The sequence below is a fragment of the Asanoa siamensis genome (genome assembly GCF_016862555.1).
Classification (GTDB): Bacteria; Actinomycetota; Actinomycetes; order Mycobacteriales; family Micromonosporaceae; genus Asanoa; species Asanoa siamensis.
Window position 1 is genome coordinate 41,630 of the sequence record NZ_BONE01000027.1, and the last position, 17,247, is coordinate 58,876.

17 protein-coding genes and 1 tRNA gene are annotated in these 17,247 nt (G+C 71.5%); 9 read left to right on the plus strand and 9 right to left on the minus strand.

The features are described 5' to 3' along the window. Positions 1-274: 274 nt before the first annotated feature. The 5 genes from tmk to Asi02nite_RS18075 all read left to right on the plus strand — a co-directional run bounded on the left by tmk (position 275) and on the right by Asi02nite_RS18075 (position 5,130). Positions 275-2,470, plus strand: a complete 2,196-nt coding sequence (gene tmk, locus Asi02nite_RS18055) for a dTMP kinase (RefSeq protein WP_239126804.1) — start codon at positions 275-277, stop codon at positions 2,468-2,470. Next, positions 2,463-3,647 carry a DNA polymerase III subunit delta' gene (locus tag Asi02nite_RS18060; protein WP_203714436.1) on the plus strand — a complete coding sequence of 395 codons (1,185 nt, stop codon included), beginning with the start codon at positions 2,463-2,465 and terminating at the stop codon, positions 3,645-3,647. Before tmk ends, Asi02nite_RS18060 begins: the two co-directional genes overlap by 8 nt. 100 nt (positions 3,648-3,747) lie before the next feature. Beyond that, on the plus strand, positions 3,748-4,074 hold the full coding sequence (locus Asi02nite_RS18065) for a YbaB/EbfC family nucleoid-associated protein (RefSeq protein WP_203714438.1): 327 nt from the start codon (positions 3,748-3,750) through the stop codon (positions 4,072-4,074). Between the two features lie 115 nt (positions 4,075-4,189). Beyond that, the gene (locus tag Asi02nite_RS18070) at positions 4,190-4,495 is read left to right on the plus strand and encodes a hypothetical protein (RefSeq protein WP_203714440.1); all 306 of its coding nucleotides are present in this window, start codon (positions 4,190-4,192) and stop codon (positions 4,493-4,495) included. Continuing rightward, positions 4,492-5,130: a hypothetical protein gene (locus Asi02nite_RS18075; RefSeq protein ID WP_203714442.1), complete on the plus strand. Its 639-nt coding sequence runs from the start codon at positions 4,492-4,494 to the stop codon at positions 5,128-5,130. The genes Asi02nite_RS18070 and Asi02nite_RS18075 overlap by 4 nt, the downstream gene beginning before the upstream one ends. 311 nt (positions 5,131-5,441) lie before the next feature. Here the strand turns inward: Asi02nite_RS18075 and Asi02nite_RS18080 are convergent, their stop codons facing one another. Beyond that, on the minus strand, positions 5,442-6,059 hold the full coding sequence (locus tag Asi02nite_RS18080; protein WP_203714444.1) for a TetR/AcrR family transcriptional regulator: 618 nt from the start codon (positions 6,057-6,059) through the stop codon (positions 5,442-5,444). Between the two features lie 92 nt (positions 6,060-6,151). On the opposite strand from Asi02nite_RS18080, the gene Asi02nite_RS18085 reads away from it, so the two are divergent. Next, complete coding sequence (locus Asi02nite_RS18085) at positions 6,152-7,108, plus strand: NADP-dependent oxidoreductase (RefSeq protein ID WP_203714446.1); 957 nt, start codon at positions 6,152-6,154, stop codon at positions 7,106-7,108. Here the strand turns inward: Asi02nite_RS18085 and Asi02nite_RS18090 are convergent. Together Asi02nite_RS18090 and folE are read right to left on the minus strand one after the other, a co-directional pair. Next, positions 7,098-8,324 carry an NAD(P)/FAD-dependent oxidoreductase gene (locus Asi02nite_RS18090; protein ID WP_203714448.1) on the minus strand — a complete coding sequence of 409 codons (1,227 nt, stop codon included), beginning with the start codon at positions 8,322-8,324 and terminating at the stop codon, positions 7,098-7,100. The two genes, Asi02nite_RS18085 and Asi02nite_RS18090, sit on opposite strands and share 11 nt — an antisense overlap. Beyond that, the gene (gene folE / locus Asi02nite_RS18095; RefSeq protein WP_275410357.1) at positions 8,321-8,929 is read right to left on the minus strand and encodes a GTP cyclohydrolase I FolE; all 609 of its coding nucleotides are present in this window, start codon (positions 8,927-8,929) and stop codon (positions 8,321-8,323) included. The genes Asi02nite_RS18090 and folE overlap by 4 nt, the downstream gene beginning before the upstream one ends. A gap of 104 nt (positions 8,930-9,033) precedes the next feature. Here folE and Asi02nite_RS18100 point away from each other — a divergent pair, with 104 nt between their 5' ends. Beyond that, positions 9,034-9,732, plus strand: a complete 699-nt coding sequence (locus Asi02nite_RS18100) for a helix-turn-helix transcriptional regulator (RefSeq protein ID WP_239126789.1) — start codon at positions 9,034-9,036, stop codon at positions 9,730-9,732. Here the strand turns inward: Asi02nite_RS18100 and Asi02nite_RS18105 are convergent. Continuing rightward, the gene (locus Asi02nite_RS18105; protein ID WP_203714457.1) at positions 9,706-9,990 is read right to left on the minus strand and encodes an SCO4225 family membrane protein; all 285 of its coding nucleotides are present in this window, start codon (positions 9,988-9,990) and stop codon (positions 9,706-9,708) included. The genes Asi02nite_RS18100 and Asi02nite_RS18105 overlap by 27 nt on opposite strands. A 370-nt stretch (positions 9,991-10,360) precedes the next feature. Between Asi02nite_RS18105 and Asi02nite_RS18110 the strand changes: the two genes are divergently transcribed. Further along, the gene (locus Asi02nite_RS18110) at positions 10,361-11,200 is read left to right on the plus strand and encodes a PSP1 domain-containing protein (RefSeq protein ID WP_203714459.1); all 840 of its coding nucleotides are present in this window, start codon (positions 10,361-10,363) and stop codon (positions 11,198-11,200) included. A gap of 1 nt (position 11,201) precedes the next feature. Here Asi02nite_RS18110 and Asi02nite_RS18115 read toward each other — a convergent pair whose 3' ends face one another. After that, a complete protein-coding gene (locus Asi02nite_RS18115) occupies positions 11,202-12,899 on the minus strand; it encodes a metallophosphoesterase family protein (RefSeq protein ID WP_239126805.1) in 1,698 nt (565 codons plus the stop codon). A 169-nt stretch (positions 12,900-13,068) separates the two neighbouring features. Between Asi02nite_RS18115 and Asi02nite_RS18120 the strand changes: the two genes are divergently transcribed. Continuing rightward, positions 13,069-13,142 (plus strand) — tRNA-Thr (locus Asi02nite_RS18120). Between the two features lie 158 nt (positions 13,143-13,300). Here the strand turns inward: Asi02nite_RS18120 and Asi02nite_RS18125 are convergent. The 4 genes from Asi02nite_RS18125 to Asi02nite_RS18140 form a co-directional block, all read right to left on the minus strand. Next, on the minus strand, positions 13,301-14,518 hold the full coding sequence (locus Asi02nite_RS18125) for a tyrosine-type recombinase/integrase (RefSeq protein WP_203714462.1): 1,218 nt from the start codon (positions 14,516-14,518) through the stop codon (positions 13,301-13,303). A gap of 3 nt (positions 14,519-14,521) precedes the next feature. After that, positions 14,522-14,734 (minus strand): helix-turn-helix transcriptional regulator, encoded by a 213-nt coding sequence (locus Asi02nite_RS18130; RefSeq protein WP_203714464.1) that lies wholly within the window; start codon positions 14,732-14,734, stop codon positions 14,522-14,524. 432 nt (positions 14,735-15,166) lie between these two features. Continuing rightward, positions 15,167-16,237, minus strand: coding sequence for a DNA-methyltransferase (locus Asi02nite_RS18135; RefSeq protein ID WP_308440162.1), 1,071 nt, complete (start codon positions 16,235-16,237; stop codon positions 15,167-15,169). Then, positions 16,234-17,178 (minus strand): TRM11 family SAM-dependent methyltransferase, encoded by a 945-nt coding sequence (locus Asi02nite_RS18140; protein WP_239126806.1) that lies wholly within the window; start codon positions 17,176-17,178, stop codon positions 16,234-16,236. Before Asi02nite_RS18140 ends, Asi02nite_RS18135 begins: the two co-directional genes overlap by 4 nt. Between the last annotated feature and the right edge of the window lie 69 nt (positions 17,179-17,247).

Here is a 17,247-nt window from a genome sequence, read left to right on the forward strand (position 1 = left end):
AGGGGCACGACGCATGAGGACCTCAGGATGATGTCGGGGTGGGCGTGATCGTCCACGCCGTTAGAGTGAGGTCCGGGGGAGCCCAGCGATGGGCCGGCACTGCGGAGGTACGGCCATCGACACGAACGTCAGCGGAGAGGACCTCGAGCGCCCCGGCGCACGTCCGGACGCCGCCGGGTCCAGCACCACCAACCGCTCGCAGCAGGTCGACCTCTCCGGCGTCAGCGCGCTGCGGGCCGTGCTCCGGATCCGGCCGTTCCGCCGGCTCTGGCTGGTGCTCGGCGTCGCGTCGCTGGGTGACTGGCTGGGCCTGCTGGCGACCTCCATCTTCGCCTCGGCCCAGGTCAGCGGCGACACTGCCAAGGGTCTCGCGTTCGGTGGCGTGATCGCCGTACGCCTGCTGCCCGCCCTTATCCTCGGCCCCGTGGCCGGCGTGCTGGCCGACCGGTTCGACCGGCGCTACACGATGGTCATCTGCGACCTGCTGCGGTTCGTGCTGTTCGCGTCGATCCCGCTGGTCGCGCTCCTCGGGTTCTCCGGCGCGGTGGTGGTGGGCTGGGCGGCGATCGCCACCTTCATCATCGAGGCGATCACGCTGATCTGGATCCCGGCCAAGGAGGCCGCGGTTCCCAACCTGATCCCCAAGGCCCGGCTCGAGGTCTCCAACCAGCTGACCCTGATCACGACGTACGGCCTGACGCCCGTGCTCGCGGCCGTCGGCCTGGCCGCCCTCGACGCCAGCGTCCGGGGCATCACCGGTTCGGCACCGGCCGACTGGGCCGAGCCCGCTCAACTCGCGCTCTGGTTCAACGCGTTTTCCCGGCTGGCCACCGCGATCGTGGTGTTCTACGGCATCAAGGAGATCAGCGGCCGCACCTCGCCGCAGGACCGCGAGAACACCAGCATGTTGCGCCAGTTCGTCGACGGCTGGAAGTTCATCGGCAACTCCCCACTCGTACGCGGCCTCGTGCTCGGCATCTTCGGCGCGTTCGCCGGCGGCGGCGTGGTGATCGGCACCGCCCGGTTCTTCACCCAGTCGCTCGACGCCGGTGACGCCGCGTTCTACCTGCTCTTCGCGTTCCTGTTCGTCGGTCTCTCGGTCGGCATCGGGCTCGGCCCGGCGATCATCAAGGACCTCTCCCGGCGGCGCTGGTTCGGCATGAGCATCGTGCTCGCGGCCGCCTCGGTGATCGTGCTCGCCGCCTCGATCCACCTGTCGATGGCGATCGTCGGCGCGGTGCTGGTCGGCGCCGGCGCCGGCATGGCGTTCCTCGCCGGCATCACGCTGCTCGGCGTCGAGGTCGCCGACGAGGTGCGCGGCCGGGTGTTCGCGGTCGTGCAGACCGGCACCCGGGTGGTGCTGATGATCGCGATCGCGCTGTCCAGCCTGCTGGTCGGCGTCGGCGGCTCGCGCACGCTCGACGTCGCCTCGCTCGGCATCTCGATCTCCTCGACCCGGCTGCTCCTGCTGGCCGCGGGCGTCGCCGGCATCCTCTCCGGGATCAGCGCGTTCAAGCAGATGGACGACAAGCCCGGCGTCGGCGTCCTGGCCGACCTGTGGGGCTCGATGCGCGGCCGGCCGCTCTCGCCCGCCGAGCCGTCGGCCTGGCGCGGCGTCTTCGTGGTCTTCGAAGGCGGCGAGGGCAGCGGCAAGTCGACCCAGGTCGCGGCGCTGGCCGATTCGCTGCGGGCCGAGGGGCGCGACGTCGTGGTGACCCGCGAGCCCGGCGCCACCGACGTCGGCCAGCGGATCCGGTCCATGGTCCTCTCGCAGGACACCGATCTGTCGCCGCGCGCCGAGGCGCTGCTCTACGCGGCCGACCGGGCCCACCACGTGGCGACCGTCGTCCGGCCGGCGCTGGCCCGCGGGGCGGTGGTCGTCAGCGACCGCTATGTCGACTCCTCGCTGGCCTATCAGGGCGCTGGTCGTACCCTCCCGGTCGAGGAGGTGTCCTGGCTCTCCTCGTGGGCGACCGGGGGCCTCAAGCCCGACCTGGTGGTGCTGCTCGACGTCGAACCCACGGTCGGCCTGTCCCGGGCGGCCGAGCGGGGTGTGCACGACCGGCTCGAGACCGAGGCGCTGCCGTTCCACGAACGGGTCCGGTACGCGTTCCTCGACCTGGCCGCCGCCGACCCGCGCCGCTACCTGGTGCTCGACGCGACCCGGCCGCGGGACGAACTCGCGCTCGCGGTCTTCGACCGGGTGACCCCGATGCTGGGCGACCCCGGGCCGGAGCATCCGGGGCCGGCCAAGCAGCCCGACACGTCGACGGAGCCGGAACTCTCCCAGCAGGAGATAGCCTCGATCGTCGACGCGGCGCAGCGTGGCGAGCCCGCGGATTCGAACTCTTCGGATTCTTCGGATTCTTCGGACTCCGGGGCGGATGACGACAGGCCGTCCGCGCGGCTGGCCGCCGCGCAGCGCACCCCGCCACCGCCGCCGGACCGGGAGTTGGAACCACGTGGCTGACGTCTTCGCCGACCTGGTGGGCCAGGAGGAGGCCGTCGACATCCTGCGCCGTGCGGCGGCGGGTGCGGTGGCCATCCTCGACGGCTCGGGCACCGGCTCGGCGATGACGCACGCGTGGATCTTCACCGGGCCGCCCGGCTCGGGCCGCTCGGTCGCGGCCCGCGCCCTCGCCGCGGCGCTGCAGTGCGCCACCGGCGTCGGCTGCGGCGAGTGCACCGGCTGCCGCACCACGCTCGGCGGCACCCACGCCGATGTGCGGATGGTCACACCCGACGGGCTGTCGATCGGCGTCAACGAGATGCGCGCGCTGGTGCTGCGCGCCGCCAGCGCACCCACCGGCGGGCGCTGGCAGGTGGTCGTCATCGAGGACGCCGACCGGCTCACCGAACAGGCCGGCAACGCGCTGCTCAAGGCGATCGAGGAGCCGCCGCCGCGGACGGTGTTCCTGCTCTGCACCCCGTCGACCCACCCCGACGACATCTCCGTGACGATCCGGTCCCGCTGCCGGGTGGTCACCCTGCGCCAGCCGCCCGCCGCGGCGGTCGCCTCGGTGCTGGTGTCCCGCGACGGCGTCGAGGCCGACACGGCGGCCTGGGCCGGCGCGGCCGCGCAGGGCCACGTCGGCCGGGCCCGCCGGCTGGCCCGCGACGCCGACGCCCGCCGCCGGCGCGAGGCCGTGCTCGCCGTGCCCCGCCGGTTGACCGGCGTCGGCGCCTGCTTCGACGCCGCGTCGGCGCTGATCGAGGCGGCCGAGGCCGAGGCGGAGGCGGCGGTCGCCGAGGCGGACACGGCCGAACGCACCGCGCTGGAGACCGCGCTCGGCGCAGGCGGCACGGGCCGCGGCGCCTCGGGCGCCATCCGCGGCGCCGCCGGGCAGCTCAAGGACCTGGAGAAGCGGCAGAAGTCCCGGGCGACGCGGGCGCAGCGCGACGCGCTGGACCGCGCGCTGGTGGACCTGGCGGGTTTCTACCGCGACGTCCTGGTCCGCACGATGGCGGCGCCGGTGGCCCCGGTCCACACGGACGCGACATCGCTGGCGGAGGCCGCGGCCCGCAAATGGAGCCCGGACGACGCCCTCCGCCGCCTGGAGGCGGTCCTGGAGTGCCGCACGGCCATCGAGGCCAACGTAAAGCCCCGCATCGCCGTCGAGGCGATGATGCTTTCCCTCTGGAACTAGTTATCCACAGGCGGACTTTCGCTGCGTGTGCGGCAGCGGTACGGTTCGATGCCTGGACGACGTGTGGTGGTGGTCGCGACACGGTCGGTGAGGGAGCCGCATGCCGCGAGAGATCGACGAGGCGTGGGTCGAAGAGGCGATCGCGCGCTACCGCCGCATCGAGTCGCTGCGCGACGAGTTCGACCGCGCGGCGCGCGCGACCGAGGTGACGGTCCGCTCGCCGGACGGGTTGGTCGAGGTGGTCGTGACGGCAGCGGGCGAGGTGACGGAGGTACGGGTGGTGGGCAACCTGCAGGGTCGCGGCAACCGCGACCTTTCTGTCTCCTTGACCACCACGATCGCGGCGGCGGCCGACGCGGCGCGCTGGGCGCGCGACAAGCTACGCGCCGAGACGTTCGCCGACTACCCGCCGCTGGGCGAGTCATGACGCCGCCGCGGGGCCGTGGCGGCGGCGGGCTTGATCTCGCGGCTGGAGCCGTGACCTCGCCATCCGGTCGTGGGTCAGCGGCTTGGTCGCTGGTTTGCCGCGGGTGGGAGGTGTGATGACCGCTCCGCTGGGTCGGGTGGCGCGTGACCTTGATGAGTTGGCCGCCGGGTTGGGCGGTGGGCTAGCGGCGGTGGATCCGGGGCCGGGAGCGTTCGGGGCCGACCTGCCGGGGCGGCTCGGTGTGCTGGGTCGCGACCTGCACGCGCGGTGGTCGGCCGAGGTGGGTGAGCGGGCGCGCACGGTGGATGCGCTTGCCGCGCGGCTGACCGACACGGCCGCCACCTTGCGCACGGCTGGTGGCGGTTATGCCGGCGCGGAGGACGACTCCGCCCGGCGTAGTGGTGAGGTGGGTGGGGCATGAGCGATGCGCTCGACCATCTCGCGGGGCCTGCGGGTGATCTGCTCGCGCGGGTCGACGACCTGCTCGCCCGGGTCGGCGCGCCCGACGACGACCCGGTCTGGCCGTTGCTGCGCCGCATGCGGGCGTTGCCGGGCGAGGCGGTGGCCGCGCTGACCGGCACCTTGCGCGCGGCGCCGCTGGCCGAGGCGGGCGGGGTGTTGCGGGCTCGGGCCGCGACGTGCACCGACGTGCGGTCGGCCGTGATCGCGCCGGTGGCCTGGGAAGGACCGGCGGGTGAGTCCTATGCCGCCCGCGCCGCGCGGCTGGGCGCCGACGCGGCGGCTGCCGGTGAGGCGCTGGCCGCGACCGGTCGCTTCGCCGACGAGGCCGCGGCCTGGATCGAGCGCACGCGGGAGCGCCTGGCCGTCGTCCTGGCCGAGACGCTGGTCTCGGCCGACGCGGTCGCGGTCGTGCTCGGCACGGACAACGCCGCCCGCGCGGCGGCAACCATCGCGACGCGGGTGCTGTCCACCCTCGACACCGCGATCAGCGACGGCGAAACACTTCGCCAACCGCTCCTCGCCGGCGACCGCGGCAGGTCCGGCGCGCCGCCGCTACCTGCGAACTACGAACGCGTCACCCGGCTGGGCTACTGAGCGCACTGCTCAAGGCCTTCCGGCCGGGCTCCGCGGAAGGGCGGACGGTCGCAATGGGCGCGGCGTCAGCTCGGCCGGGCTACCGATCTCGCGGCCAAGGCGTTCGGCCCGAGCTCCGCGGAAGGGCGGACCGGTCGCGATGGCGCGGCGTCAGCCCGGCCGGCCTACCGAGCTTGCAGCCCAGGCGTCCGCCTGCGCTCCGCGGATGGCGAGCCAGTCGCGAGGCGGCGCCTGATAGGCAGCCCTGCCTGCGCCCGTCGCGGGCCGGCGAAGGTGAAGGCGGCGGCCAGCCGCTGCTTGACCCGCCGTCGTCAGGTGGCTGTGTCGCTCAGGTCAAGCGACGGCGGTGGGTGGGGCAGGGGATGGGCAGCCGCCGGGCGGAGGCCGTCGAAGATAATGGCCAGGTAGCGCTGCCAGAGGTCCGGCGGGGCCTCCGGGACGTAGCTCACCACGTAGTTCGGTGCGCACATCAGCAGGATCACGTCCGCGCCCGTGATGTCCGGGCGGATTGCTTTCTGCGTGCGGGCGCGGGCCACCAGGTGGTCGATCGTGGCGTACAGGCGGGTGCGGGTGCGGGTGACCTCCGGGCTGACGTCGCCGGCCGACTGCAGGAACGATAGATCGCGTTGCTGTCGTTGGTGGGCCGCCGCCGTCAGGAACTCGTGGAGGGCCGTGGCCGCATCGTCCGCAGTCAGCAAATCTTGGCCCACCGCGTCCAGCGCGTCCATCCGGTCGATCACGATCGCGGCCAGCAGGTCGTCCTTCGTGGCGAAGTGCCGGAACACCGTGCCCTTGCCGACCCCCGCCCGGCGGGCGATGTCGGCCACCGACGCCTCCAGGCCCCGTTCCGCGAACTCGTCGGCGGCCGCGGCCAGCAGCGCGTCCCTGTTGCGGGCGGCATCGGCGCGAAGAGGGCGCGGCGGGGTCACGCCAGTCACCGTAGCAAAGTTGACCGCCCGGTCCGGTTATTGCTAGCGTCCAAATAACCTGACCGCCCGGTCCGCTTAGAGGGGCAGCAGCCATGAGAGCAGTCGTCGCCAATGAATACGGCCCGCCCGAGAGCTACACCGTGGCCGACGTGGCGGTGCCCACGCCCGGGCCCGGGCAGATCCAGGTAAGAATCGCCGCCGCCTCGATCAATCCCGCCGACGTGCGGCTGCCTAGCGGCGACTTTCGCGACACCGTCCCGCTCACGTTCCCGCACGTGCCCGGCAACGACTTCGCCGGCACGGTCACCGAGGTCGGGCCCGGGGTGACCGGCTACGGGACCGGCGACGAGATCTTCGGTCAGGCCGTGCCCCGCGCGCTGCGGGCGATGGCCGGCACCGACCGGCCGTCGCTGAGCACCGGGTCACTGGCCGAGTACGCCGTCTTCGAGGCCGACACCCCGTTCCTCGCGCACCGGCCACCCGCGCTCGACGTCGAGAGCGCCGCCGCGCTGCCGACCGTCGGCCTCACCGCTCGCGCGCTGATGGCCGTCGCCGACGTGCGGCCGGGTGAGACCGTGCTCGTCGTCGGCGCCACGGGCGGGGTCGGCACCGCCGTGCTCCCCCTGCTCGCCCGCGCCGGCGCCCGGGTCGTCGCCACCGCCACCGAGGCCGACGAGGCGATCCTGCGCGCGCTCGGTGCGAAAGAGACCATCGGGTACGCCGAAGCCGGCTACCCCACCGACGTCGACCTGGCCCTCAACCTGACCCTGCCGAGCGACCGGCTCACCGCGGTCGCACGGGCCGTCCGCCCGGGCGGCCGGCTCCTGACCATCACGTACCCCGTACCCGAGCAGGCCTGGATCGACCGCCCCGACGTCACCCTGCGGTTCGTGCTCGACATGGACGGCGTGTACGGCGGCATGCGTGAAGTCGGCGCGCTCGACCTGCCCGCCACGATCGGCCGCCGCCACCTGCTCGCCGACGGCGCACAGGCCTGTGTGGACTTCGCCCGCCGGCACACCACGGGCAAGCTCGTCGTCACGATGTGACGGCGGCCAGCGGCGTGTCCGGGTCGGCCAGACGGGCGGGGTCGACGACGGCGCGGGAGCGGATCATCTCCTGGATCGGCGAGACGACGTCCCACACGTTCACGTTCATGCCGGCCACGACCCGGCCCCCGGCGAGCCAGAACGCGATGAACTCCCGCTTGCCGACGTCGCCGCGGAAGACGACGCGGTCGTAGCCGTCCGGCTCCACGTAGCCTGTGTATTCCATGCCCAGGTCGTACTGGTCGGTGTAGAAGTAGGGCAACCGGTCGTAAGGCACGTCCTCGCCGAGCATCGACCGGGCCGCCGTCTGGGGCTGGTTGAGCGCGTTGGCCCAGTGTTCGACCCGGATGTGCCGGCCCAGGAACGGGTGACGGGCGTTGGCGACGTCGCCCGCCGCGTAGACGTCCGCGGCCGACGTGCGCAGGTGCTCGTCGGTTACCACGCCGTCGTCGACCGTCAGACCCGCGTCGGACGCGAGCCCCGTGTTGGGCGTGATGCCGATGCCGACCAGCACCTCGTCGGCCCCGACGAACGACCCGTCGCCGAGTCGCCCGCCGGACACCCGCCCCGCGTGCTCCGCGATCTCGACGACCTCCACACCCAGCCGCAGGTCGACGCCGTGCGCGCGGTGCAGGTCGGCGAAGACCTGGGCCACCTCGGGCCCGAGCACCCGCAGCAACGGCAACTCCGCGGCCTCCAGCACCGTGACCTGCGCCCCGGCCGCCTGCGCGGCCGCGGCCGCCTCCAACCCGATCCAACCCGCGCCGATCACCACGACCCGCGCGTCGGGCCGGAACGCCTCCTTGAGCCGGTCGCTCTCCTCGACCCGCCGCAGGTAGTGCACGCCGGCCAGGTCGGCACCCGGCACCGGCAGCGGCCGCGGCGACGAACCCGTGGTCAGCAGCAGCTTCGCGTAGTCGAGCCGGGTCCCGTCGTCGAGCGTCACCGTGTGTGCGGCCGGGTCGAGCGCGGTGACCCGCGTGCCGAGCCGCAGCGTGACGTCGTGCGACGCGTACCACGATGCACTGTGGACGTAGATCTTCGACCGCTCGTGTTTGCCCTGCAGGTAGCCCTTGGACAGCGGCGGCCGCTCGTAGGGCCGCTCCCGTTCGTCGCCGATCAGCACCAGCGGCCCGCCGTAGCCCCGCGCCCGCAGGGTCTCCGCCGCCTTGGCGCCGGCCAGGCCCGCTCCGACGATCACGTACGCACTGGTCATGCCCGTCCTCCCGGCATGGTGAGCGCGAGGAACTCGCCGCGGGACCGGGGGTCGTCGCGCAGCGACCCCAGCAGCGTGGAGGTGATGGTCGACGAGCCCTCGGCCCGCACGCCGCGCAGTGTCATGCAGGTGTGCTCGGCCTCGATGACCACCCCGACGCCCTTCGGGTCGAGGTGGTCGCGCAGCCAGTCGGCGACCTGCTTGGTCAGCCGTTCCTGCACCTGCGGGCGGTAGGCGAAATGCTCGACGATCCGGGCGAGCTTGGACAGCCCGAGGATCCGCTGCCCCGGCAGGTAGCCGACGTGGGCGACACCGACGAACGGCAGCAGGTGGTGCTCGCAGATCGAGCGCACCGGGATGGCGCGGGCGAGCACCAACTCGTCGTAACCCTCGTCATTGGGGAACGTGGTGAGGTCGAAGGGCCGAGGGCTGAACAACTCGGCGTACGCGTTGGCCATGCGCCACGGCGTGCGCCGCATGCTCTCGCTGTCGGTGTCTATCCCGAGCGCCCGCAGGAACTCGCCGGCGGCCTGCTCGGCGGCGACGAGGTCGATGCCGGCGCGCTCATGGGCCACTCGCTCCAGCGGCTGGACCTCGATCGACACGATGACATCCTCTCCTCTATTTCACTAACCAGTCTTAGCCTTATTCAAGGATCGAGTCAACAGGTATGGGTTTCGCCAGCGAAATTTGGCGTTATCATGGACAGGTGAACAACACCCCCGTCGAGGCCGTCGCGGTGCTTGCCGACGCGCAGCGCCGCGGGTTGTTCGGTTTCGTGCGCCGCGTCCGCCGGCCGGTGACCCGCGAGGAGGCGGCCGCCGCCGTCGGCATCTCGGCCAAGCTGGCCGCCTTCCACCTCGACAAGCTCGTCGCGGCGGGCCTGCTGCGCGCGGGCCGCGAAGGCCCCGGCGGCCTGCCCAGGGTCGGTCGCCGGCCGAAGGTCTACGAGCTGGCCGAGGTCGACATCCGGGTCAGCATCCCGGAGCGGCGCCCCGACCTGATCGCCGAGATCCTGGTCGACGCGGTCGTCACCCAGCAGCCCGGAGAGGACGCCCGGGCGGCGGCCCTGCGCACGGCGCGCGAGCGGGGCCGGGAGTGGGGTGCGGGTGAGCGCGCGCGCATCCGTCCGGGCCGGCTGGGCCCGGAGCGGTCGCTGACGCTGACCGAGGCGACGCTCGACCGTGCCGGGTTCGAGCCGGCCCGCACCGCGTCGGGCGAGGTGCGGCTGCGCAACTGCCCGTTCCATCAGCTCGCCGCGCGCGAGCCGGATCTGGTCTGCGGGATCAACCACGCCTACCTGGGCGGCGTCCTCGCCGGCCTCGAGGCGACCGGCGTCGACGCCGTGCTGGCGCCGCGTCCGGGGGAGTGCTGCGTCGAGCTACGCCCGGGCCCGCGCCCGGCCTAGGTGCGCCAGCGCGCCGATGACGGTGGCGTTGACCAGCGCGCCGATCACGACCCCGACCAGCTTGAGGGTGGCCAGCAGCGAGATCGGCGCGGTCAGGATCAGCATGTAGATCGACGCGAACGAGGCGTCCGGGCGGGTGACGGTCGAGTCGATCGCGTAGTAGGCGACCGCGGCCGCCACGAGGAGCAGGTAGATCCGGCTCGGCCAGTTGTCGAACGGGAAGCGGACCCAGGCCCGCCAGGCTGGAGCGTCGGTCATCGACGCATTCTCGCGTACGCGTGCATGTTTCACGAATGGCGACGGCGTCGCGCTCAGGAGCATCCGCTCCGGCTGCGACGCCGTGGCCTTTCCTGCACCCCCCGCAGGCTTGTGGCTCCACTCAACGCCTGCCGGTTCCGCTTGTCGCGGGATCGACGCCGCTTTCAGCCGTCCGGCTGCGGACATCGATACGAATCGGGGGTCGGCACGACCCGAGTGTGCCGACCCCCGAAGCCTCACGCACCACGGCCAACGACGACCCGGGAGGGCGGTTGCGGCGACGAACGCTGTCCCATTCGTACGGTCAGTGCAATTCGTCCAAAAGTCGCATGGTCGTGTACGCCACACCGGCCGACGTAAGGTGACGGCTATGGGCATGCTGTGCGCGGTCAGTTTCAACCGTTACGGCCGCCTCTACTACCTTGATCCGGGCGGCCTGACCCCTGCGGTCGGCGACCGGGTCCTCGTGCCGACCGACGACGGCACCGAGGTGGCGGAGTGCGTCTGGGCCGCGCAGTGGGTCGACGAGGAAACGTCAGGTTTTCCGAAGCTGGCCGGCATGGCCACCGACGCCGACCTCAAGCGCGACGAGACGCAGCGGCGACGCAAGGCCGAGGCCAAGGCGGCGGCCAAGAAGCTGATCCGCGAGCACGCGCTGCCGATGAAGGTGGTCGCGGTCGATCACGTGCTCGACGCGTCCGGCGCGAGCGCCCGCACCACGATCTACTTCACGGCGCCGCACCGGGTCGACTTCCGCTCACTCGTGCGGGACCTCGGCGCGACCCTGCACTGCCGGGTCGAGTTGCGGCAACTCTCGGCCCGTGACTCCGCGCGGGTGCAGGGCGGCATCGGCTCGTGCGGGCGTGACCTGTGCTGCGCCACGTTCCTCACCGACTTCGAGCCGGTCACGATCCGGATGGCCAAGGACCAGGACCTGCCGCTCAACCCGCTGCGCATCTCGGGCGCCTGCGGGCGGCTGATGTGCTGCCTGAAGTACGAGCACCCGCTCTACCAGAGCTTCCAGGCCAGCGCGCCCGCGGTGGGCGCCCGGGTCAGCACCCCGGAGGGTGACGGCCGGGTGGTCGCACACAGCGTGCCGCGCGACTCGGTCGTGGTCCGGCTCGACGCCGACGGCTCCCGCTGCTCGTGCAGCCGGGCCAGCGTCTGCGGCCCGCGCAAGGCCCACGACGCGCAGTACAACAGCAACTGACCTACCGGAGCACGAACGGTTGGTCGGCCGCGCGGACCGTCAGCGACTGCGCCGGCTCCAACCAGGGACGGTCGCCGGGGGCCGCCGGGTTCGGGCGCCATTCGCGGCAGATGCGGTCGATCGCCACCGGGTAGACCGTCAGTGCGCCGTCGGCCGCGACGTGCAGGCGCAGGAAGCTCTTGACGTCGTCGATGCCCTGGCCCGCGTACAACTCGTTGACGTTGACCCCGAACCGGCAGGCGATCAGCAGGTAGAGCGCGACCACCTGGGAGCCGACCAGGCCGGCCAGCGGCCCGTAGAGGGCGATCGCGATCAGCAGCGAGAACGGCCACGGCCAGTCCGGGAACGGGGTCATCAGCCACAGCCAGGTGCCGAGCACGGCCAGCGCCACCTGGGCCAGCCCGTGTCCGCCGCCGAGGATGATGTGCCGCCAGGAGCGGCCGCCGGTCGCGGTCGGCGGCTTCGCGAAGAACGCGGCCCCGAGCAGGGTGACCACCAGGATCGCGACCAGCGGGATGCTGAAGAGCCGCAGCCCCGTCTCGTCGCGCTGCTGGGTGGCGATGCCGGCCATGGCCAGCATCAGCATCGTCTGCAGGCCGCCGATCAGCGTGGTGAAGCCGGCGTTGCGGGTGGGCAGCCGGCCGAAGATGCCCCAGCCGAGGCGGCGCGACGTCGCCGCGTCGGGGTAGGTGGCCGCCAGCGCGTACGGCCGCGACTGGCTGGACTTGCGGGCCAGCGTGTCCGGCGGCGGCACCGGGATCTCGGTGGGTAGCTGGTGGGTCGGGTAGAGATAGGCGCCCCCGCCGCCGCAGGTGACCAACTCGCGGTCGGCGCCGCTGTAACGGGCGTAGTGGTGCAGGTCGCCGGAGAGCATCAGCCGGACCCGCGCCCCGGTCGGCGCGATGATCGTGCGGATGAAGTAGTCGACCGCGTCGTACGCCTCGGGGCTCTTCTCGATCGCCGCCTTGACCCACGACGGCTCGGGCACCGCGAGGATGATCTTGGCGTCCGGGCCGAACTGGCGGGCCGCGGCCTCGAAGTAGTTGAGCTGCGGGTCGTCGACGTACGCGCCGAACTGCTCGTCGAGCGCCAGCAGCCACCAGTCGGCCGGCAGGCGGACGGCGAAGTAGGAGCGGGACTGCTTGGTGCGCCAGCCGCCCAGCGAGGCGTCACGCTGCCGGGCGAAGAGGCGCAGGAACGCGGTCAGGCCGTCGTACCAGTCGTGGTTGCCGGGCACCGCGTAGAGCGTCGGCTGCGGCGCTCCGTCGGGCGGGCAGGGCAGCGCGGCCGTGTAGGGGCCCTTGCAGCGGTCCTCGTAGGCGGGCGCGCTCGCGGTCGGATAGACCTGGTCGCCGCCCATCACCAGCACCTGGCCGCGGGGCAGCGTCCGGCCGTCGATCTCGATCTCGGGCTGCGCGAGCAGGTAGGCGACCGAGTAGGTCGAGTTGAAGCCGTCACCGAGGTCGGCGACATAGTCGAGCCACAGCTCGCCGTCGGTGCCGGGCTCCTCGTGCACGTCGCCGGACAGGGCGTTCTGCAGCTCGCGCTTGTCGAGGTAGGCACCGAACAGGATGGCCAGCAGCGTGCGTACGCCGGTGCTCAGCAACAGCAACGGCCCGAGCCACGGGACCGCCGGGCGGGGCTTGAAGCCGAGCTCGATCGGATCCATGCTCCGCGGTCGGGGCCGCCGGGTGGGCATGGCCTCGGTCTGCGGGAGGCGCTGGACGGGGGGCGAAACGGTGGCATCATCCGTCACGTGCGGAGCCTAGCGGCGCCGGACAGGCGCGGCACACCCGTCGATCGGGAGTACGACCGGTGGCGTGACACCGACAACGGTGCCGTATGCTTGGCGGGCCGCACGCCGGCACGCCGCCTTAGCTCAGTCGGTCAGAGCGACGCACTCGTAATGCGTAGGTCGACGGTTCGATTCCGTCAGGCGGCTCACGAAAAGGCCCTGACCAGCAGCGATGCCAGTCAGGGCCTTATGTTTATCTATATGGTTCTGAGTCGCCCCCTGGAAACCCCCCGAAAACGCCTGGCGGCGATCAGATTCGGGATCGCCCATCGGATTGGGGTGCCGCGGATTAGTGGCCTGACCACCTAGGCCGCTCGCCGTCTCCCGCGGTCTCGGCGGTCTAGGGCGTCAGTCGGCCGGTCCGCGCCGAGTCGCTCAAGTATCTGCGAGCTGTCCGGTGCGAGAGCGGGTTTGACGATGTAGTGCTTCTTGGTGATCTCCTTGCTTGCATGCCCGAGCTGGGCGGCGGCGCTGTCGGCGTCGGCCTCACTGTCGATAAGGGTGGCGACGGTCTTGCGGAAAGTGTGTGGCGTTACCCATTCGAGACCTGTGTCAGTGCGCGCCTGACGCCACTGCCGGCGGACGTTCTGTGGCGACAGCCACGTGCCACGTCGCGATGCGAAGATGGCGTCATTGAGGTTGCTGGCGGCGGTGACCTTGCGCGCCATGAGCATCGCCACGGCAAACTGGGGCAGAAAAATGGTCCGGAAGCCGGCGTCGGACTTGGTCCAGTCCTGGCGAAAGAAGCCCTTGCTTTTGAGGTAGACGATTGTGCCGCTGATAGTGAGGGTCGGGCGTTGGGCGGCGAGATCTATGTCCTGCCACCGCACGGCCAGAACCTCACCGATGCGGGCGCCGGTGGCGAGCAGCAGATCGATGATGTCAGCTAGGTCGCCGGTTGGCCGGGGCCCGGACTTCCCTAGCGTGGGTTGCTGCCAGTTCCGGATGGCGGAGCGGACGCTTTCGAGTTGCTCGTGTTTGAGGGCTACCACATTTTTGCGCGGGTTAGGTAGCCGGCTGGTCTCGCGCACTGGGTTGGTCGTCAACGCGCCACGGCGTACTGCCAGAGCGAACATCTGACCAAGGACGACCTTGGCTCCCCTGGCTGCTGATGGACGGTCAACGGCGACTTTGCGGAGGAACTTATCGATACGCCCTGCGCCGGCCTCGCGAATGCGGAGCAGGCCGAGCGCAGGGACGATCGATACGCGCACGCTGATTTCGTACCGGCTGATGGTTTGTGGCGACACCCGCTCCTCCGCCACGATCTCGGCCAGCCAGATCGTGGCGAGTGTGCTGACGTGTGTCTCCCTGGTGATCTCGTCGTCGTTAGGGGTTACCCGGTCTCGTAGTTTGATCTTGAGCGCGCGGATGGCGGCTGGGCCCGTGGTATCTGTGGCCTCGACGTCGCGCGTTTTGCCATCGTGGTCGCGGTATCGGGCTCGGGCGCAGTGCCGGTTGGGTCCGAGTTGCTTGGTGCGGATGTTGCCCCAGGTGCCGATCGGGAGCGGTGGTCGGGCCATGGTTCAGCGCTCCGGGTCGGTCTGGGTGTCGAGCCAGTGTTCGACCTCGCTGCGCCGGTAGCGCAGGGTGTTGCCGACTCGGATGGCGCGGGGTCCTTTGCCTCGGCTGTGCCAGGCGTAGAGGGTGTTCTTCGGCTTGCCGAGCCAGGCTGCGACATCATCGATGGTCAGGAGCGGGTCGGGCCGCCATTCTGCGGCGGTGGTCGGCGTGGTCATCGCTGGCCTGCCGCATCGGACGGGCCTGCCTGCGGGGTTGCGTCGGGGTCGGCAAACGGCCGGTTGTCGTTCGTCCCGGACCCCGGCGTGGGGCGTAGGTAGGGCGGGCACGGATCGGGTGTCCTTTCAGCGTCCCGGCCCGGGTGGGCCGGGTGTCCGGTGGCGCTACCGCCCGCGTTCGCGCGGGGCGCCGGTTGTGGACGTCGATCCATGCGTAAGGGGGTGGAGTGATCAAGCCGGCTGGGGGGCGCGACGCCGCGCCGTCGGGGCTGAGGGACGCAGTCGGCGAGAACCCGGATGGACCCGTCGATCAGCTCGTCGTGCCCGGGGCAGGTGAGGTTCTGGGTACCACATGCCTTTTCTCGGCCCGCGTCGCGTGTTTCAGCCGGGACTCGGATGGGCGGTGTTGTGCACCTGATCTTTCCGGCCGGCCTAGGCATGTGCGGCCGTGCCGGGCTCGGGCCGGTTGAGGTGACCGTGCAGTCGATGTTCGGCGATCCTTGCGTACTTCGCGCTCAAGTCGATGCCGATGTACTGGCGTCCGAGTTGGAGTGCGGCGATCCCGGTGGTGGCGGCGCCGCTGAACGGGTCGAGGACGGTGCCGCCTGGGCGGCATCCGGACGCGATGCACCGCAACGGGATCTCGATCGGGTAGGCGGCGAAGTGCGCCTCGCGAAGCGGTCGGGTCGGGAACGCCCAGACGTCGCCGGGGTTTTTGCCCGGCGTTCTGCTCGGGTCGTGACCTCGTGTGCTGCCGGTTGCGGAACGGCGACGCCGGTCGTGGGGATATTTGACCGGGATGCGGATGGCGTCGAGGTCGAAGAAGTAGCGCTGGCCGCGGGTGAAGAGGAAGACCATCTCGTACGTGGTGGTAAGGCGATCCCGGACGGGCGAGGGCTGTGCGTTGGTCTTCGCCCAGACCGCCGCATTCCTCAAGATCCAGCCTTGGGTTTGGAGGGCGAGAGCGACGCGCCAGGGGATGCCAACGAGGTTCTTCGCCGTGAGGCCAGAGACGGCGCCAGGTGACCACTGCCGCCGCTGGTAGCTGCCCCGGATGATGCTGTTCGGGCCGTGCGGCCGGGCGTTGCGGCCGCCGGTGCCGGCGTAGGAGTCGCCGAGGTTGAGCCACAGCGTGCCCTGCGGGTGCAGAACGCGGCGGGCCTGGTCGAACACCCCCACGAGGTGGTCGACGTACTCGCTGACGGTCGCCTCCTGGCCGTATTGACCGTCGACCCACGTCGCTCCGCAGGCCGGGCACGAGCGCGGCTGAGCCGCCGTCGTCGGATCCGAAGCGGCCGTGTGACCGCAGCCGCTGCGACCACCGCACCACTGCCCGGTGTCGTAGGAGCGCAGCCCCCAGTACGGCGGAGACGTCACGATGCAGTCCACGGACGCGTCCGACATGTTGGCGAGTACGTCTCGAGCGTCGCCGGTGTAGAGCGTGACTGGCCCTGACGACCAAGTCGAATGGGCGTCTGGGACCTTCGGCTGACGGCCGGTCATGCCACACCTCTAGCGGCGGGCCCACCGGATGAGACCTCGACCAGCGGTGGGAGTGTCGGGAGCTGATCTTCGTGAGGACTTCGCACCGTCGCACGTGGACGCTCGGGTTCACCGAAACTCGCGGCGAACTTCGGTGCCCGGAGGATCACCGCGTCTTCGTGCTGTACGAGCCATTGCGGGTCGCCGGCGGCGATGGCTTCGCCGACGTTCTTCTGCTGGAAGAAGGAGGCGCGTCGTATCGCCTGGCCGTTGTGGACGGCGCAGATGAGCGCGATGCAGTTCTCGACGAGGTGGAAACCGGCGTGGATGCCGGCGGCCTCAGCCATGCCGGGGATGTCGATGAGTTCGCCGTCGCGGCGGTACGGGCGCGCGGTGATGAGGAGGTGCCCGCCGGGCCGCAGCAGGCCCATGGAGGCGGTGAGGATTTCGGTGAAGCCGGCCGCGAGCTCGCCGTGGCTGCGGTGGGCGAGGTTGTCGGGATCGCGGCCGTAGCTGTCGTGGATCCTGTGAACTTTGCCCTTCGTGCGGCCGGGGGTGACGGAACGGCCGTGCACTGAGGCGCCGTAGGGGGGCGAGGTGATGATGAGGGCGGCTTGCCCTTGGACGTTGTCGGGCAGGACGGGCAGGACCCGGCGGGCGTCTCCGGCGTAGATGTTGCCGCGCCCGGTGGCGCCGTGACGTTCGGCGAGGCGGATGTTCGCGGCGGCGAGGTCAGCCCACCGGGGCTCGTATTCGATGCCGATGCCGTGTCGGCCGAGGTGCATGGCCTCGACCACGGTGGTGCCGATGCCGGCCATCGGGTCCAGCACGATGTCGCCGGGTGAGGTGTAGGTGTGGATGGCGTAGCGACTGATCGTTGGCAGCATTTTGCCGGGGTGCTTGATGGCGTCCGGCATATAGCGGCCGGTGCGCAGTTGCCGGGAGGGCGTCTGTCCGGTCAGCCAGACCGAGCCGGGTGGAAGGTTCCCGGACGAGTCGTCGCTGTCGCTGGTGGCGGGCGTGGGCTGCTG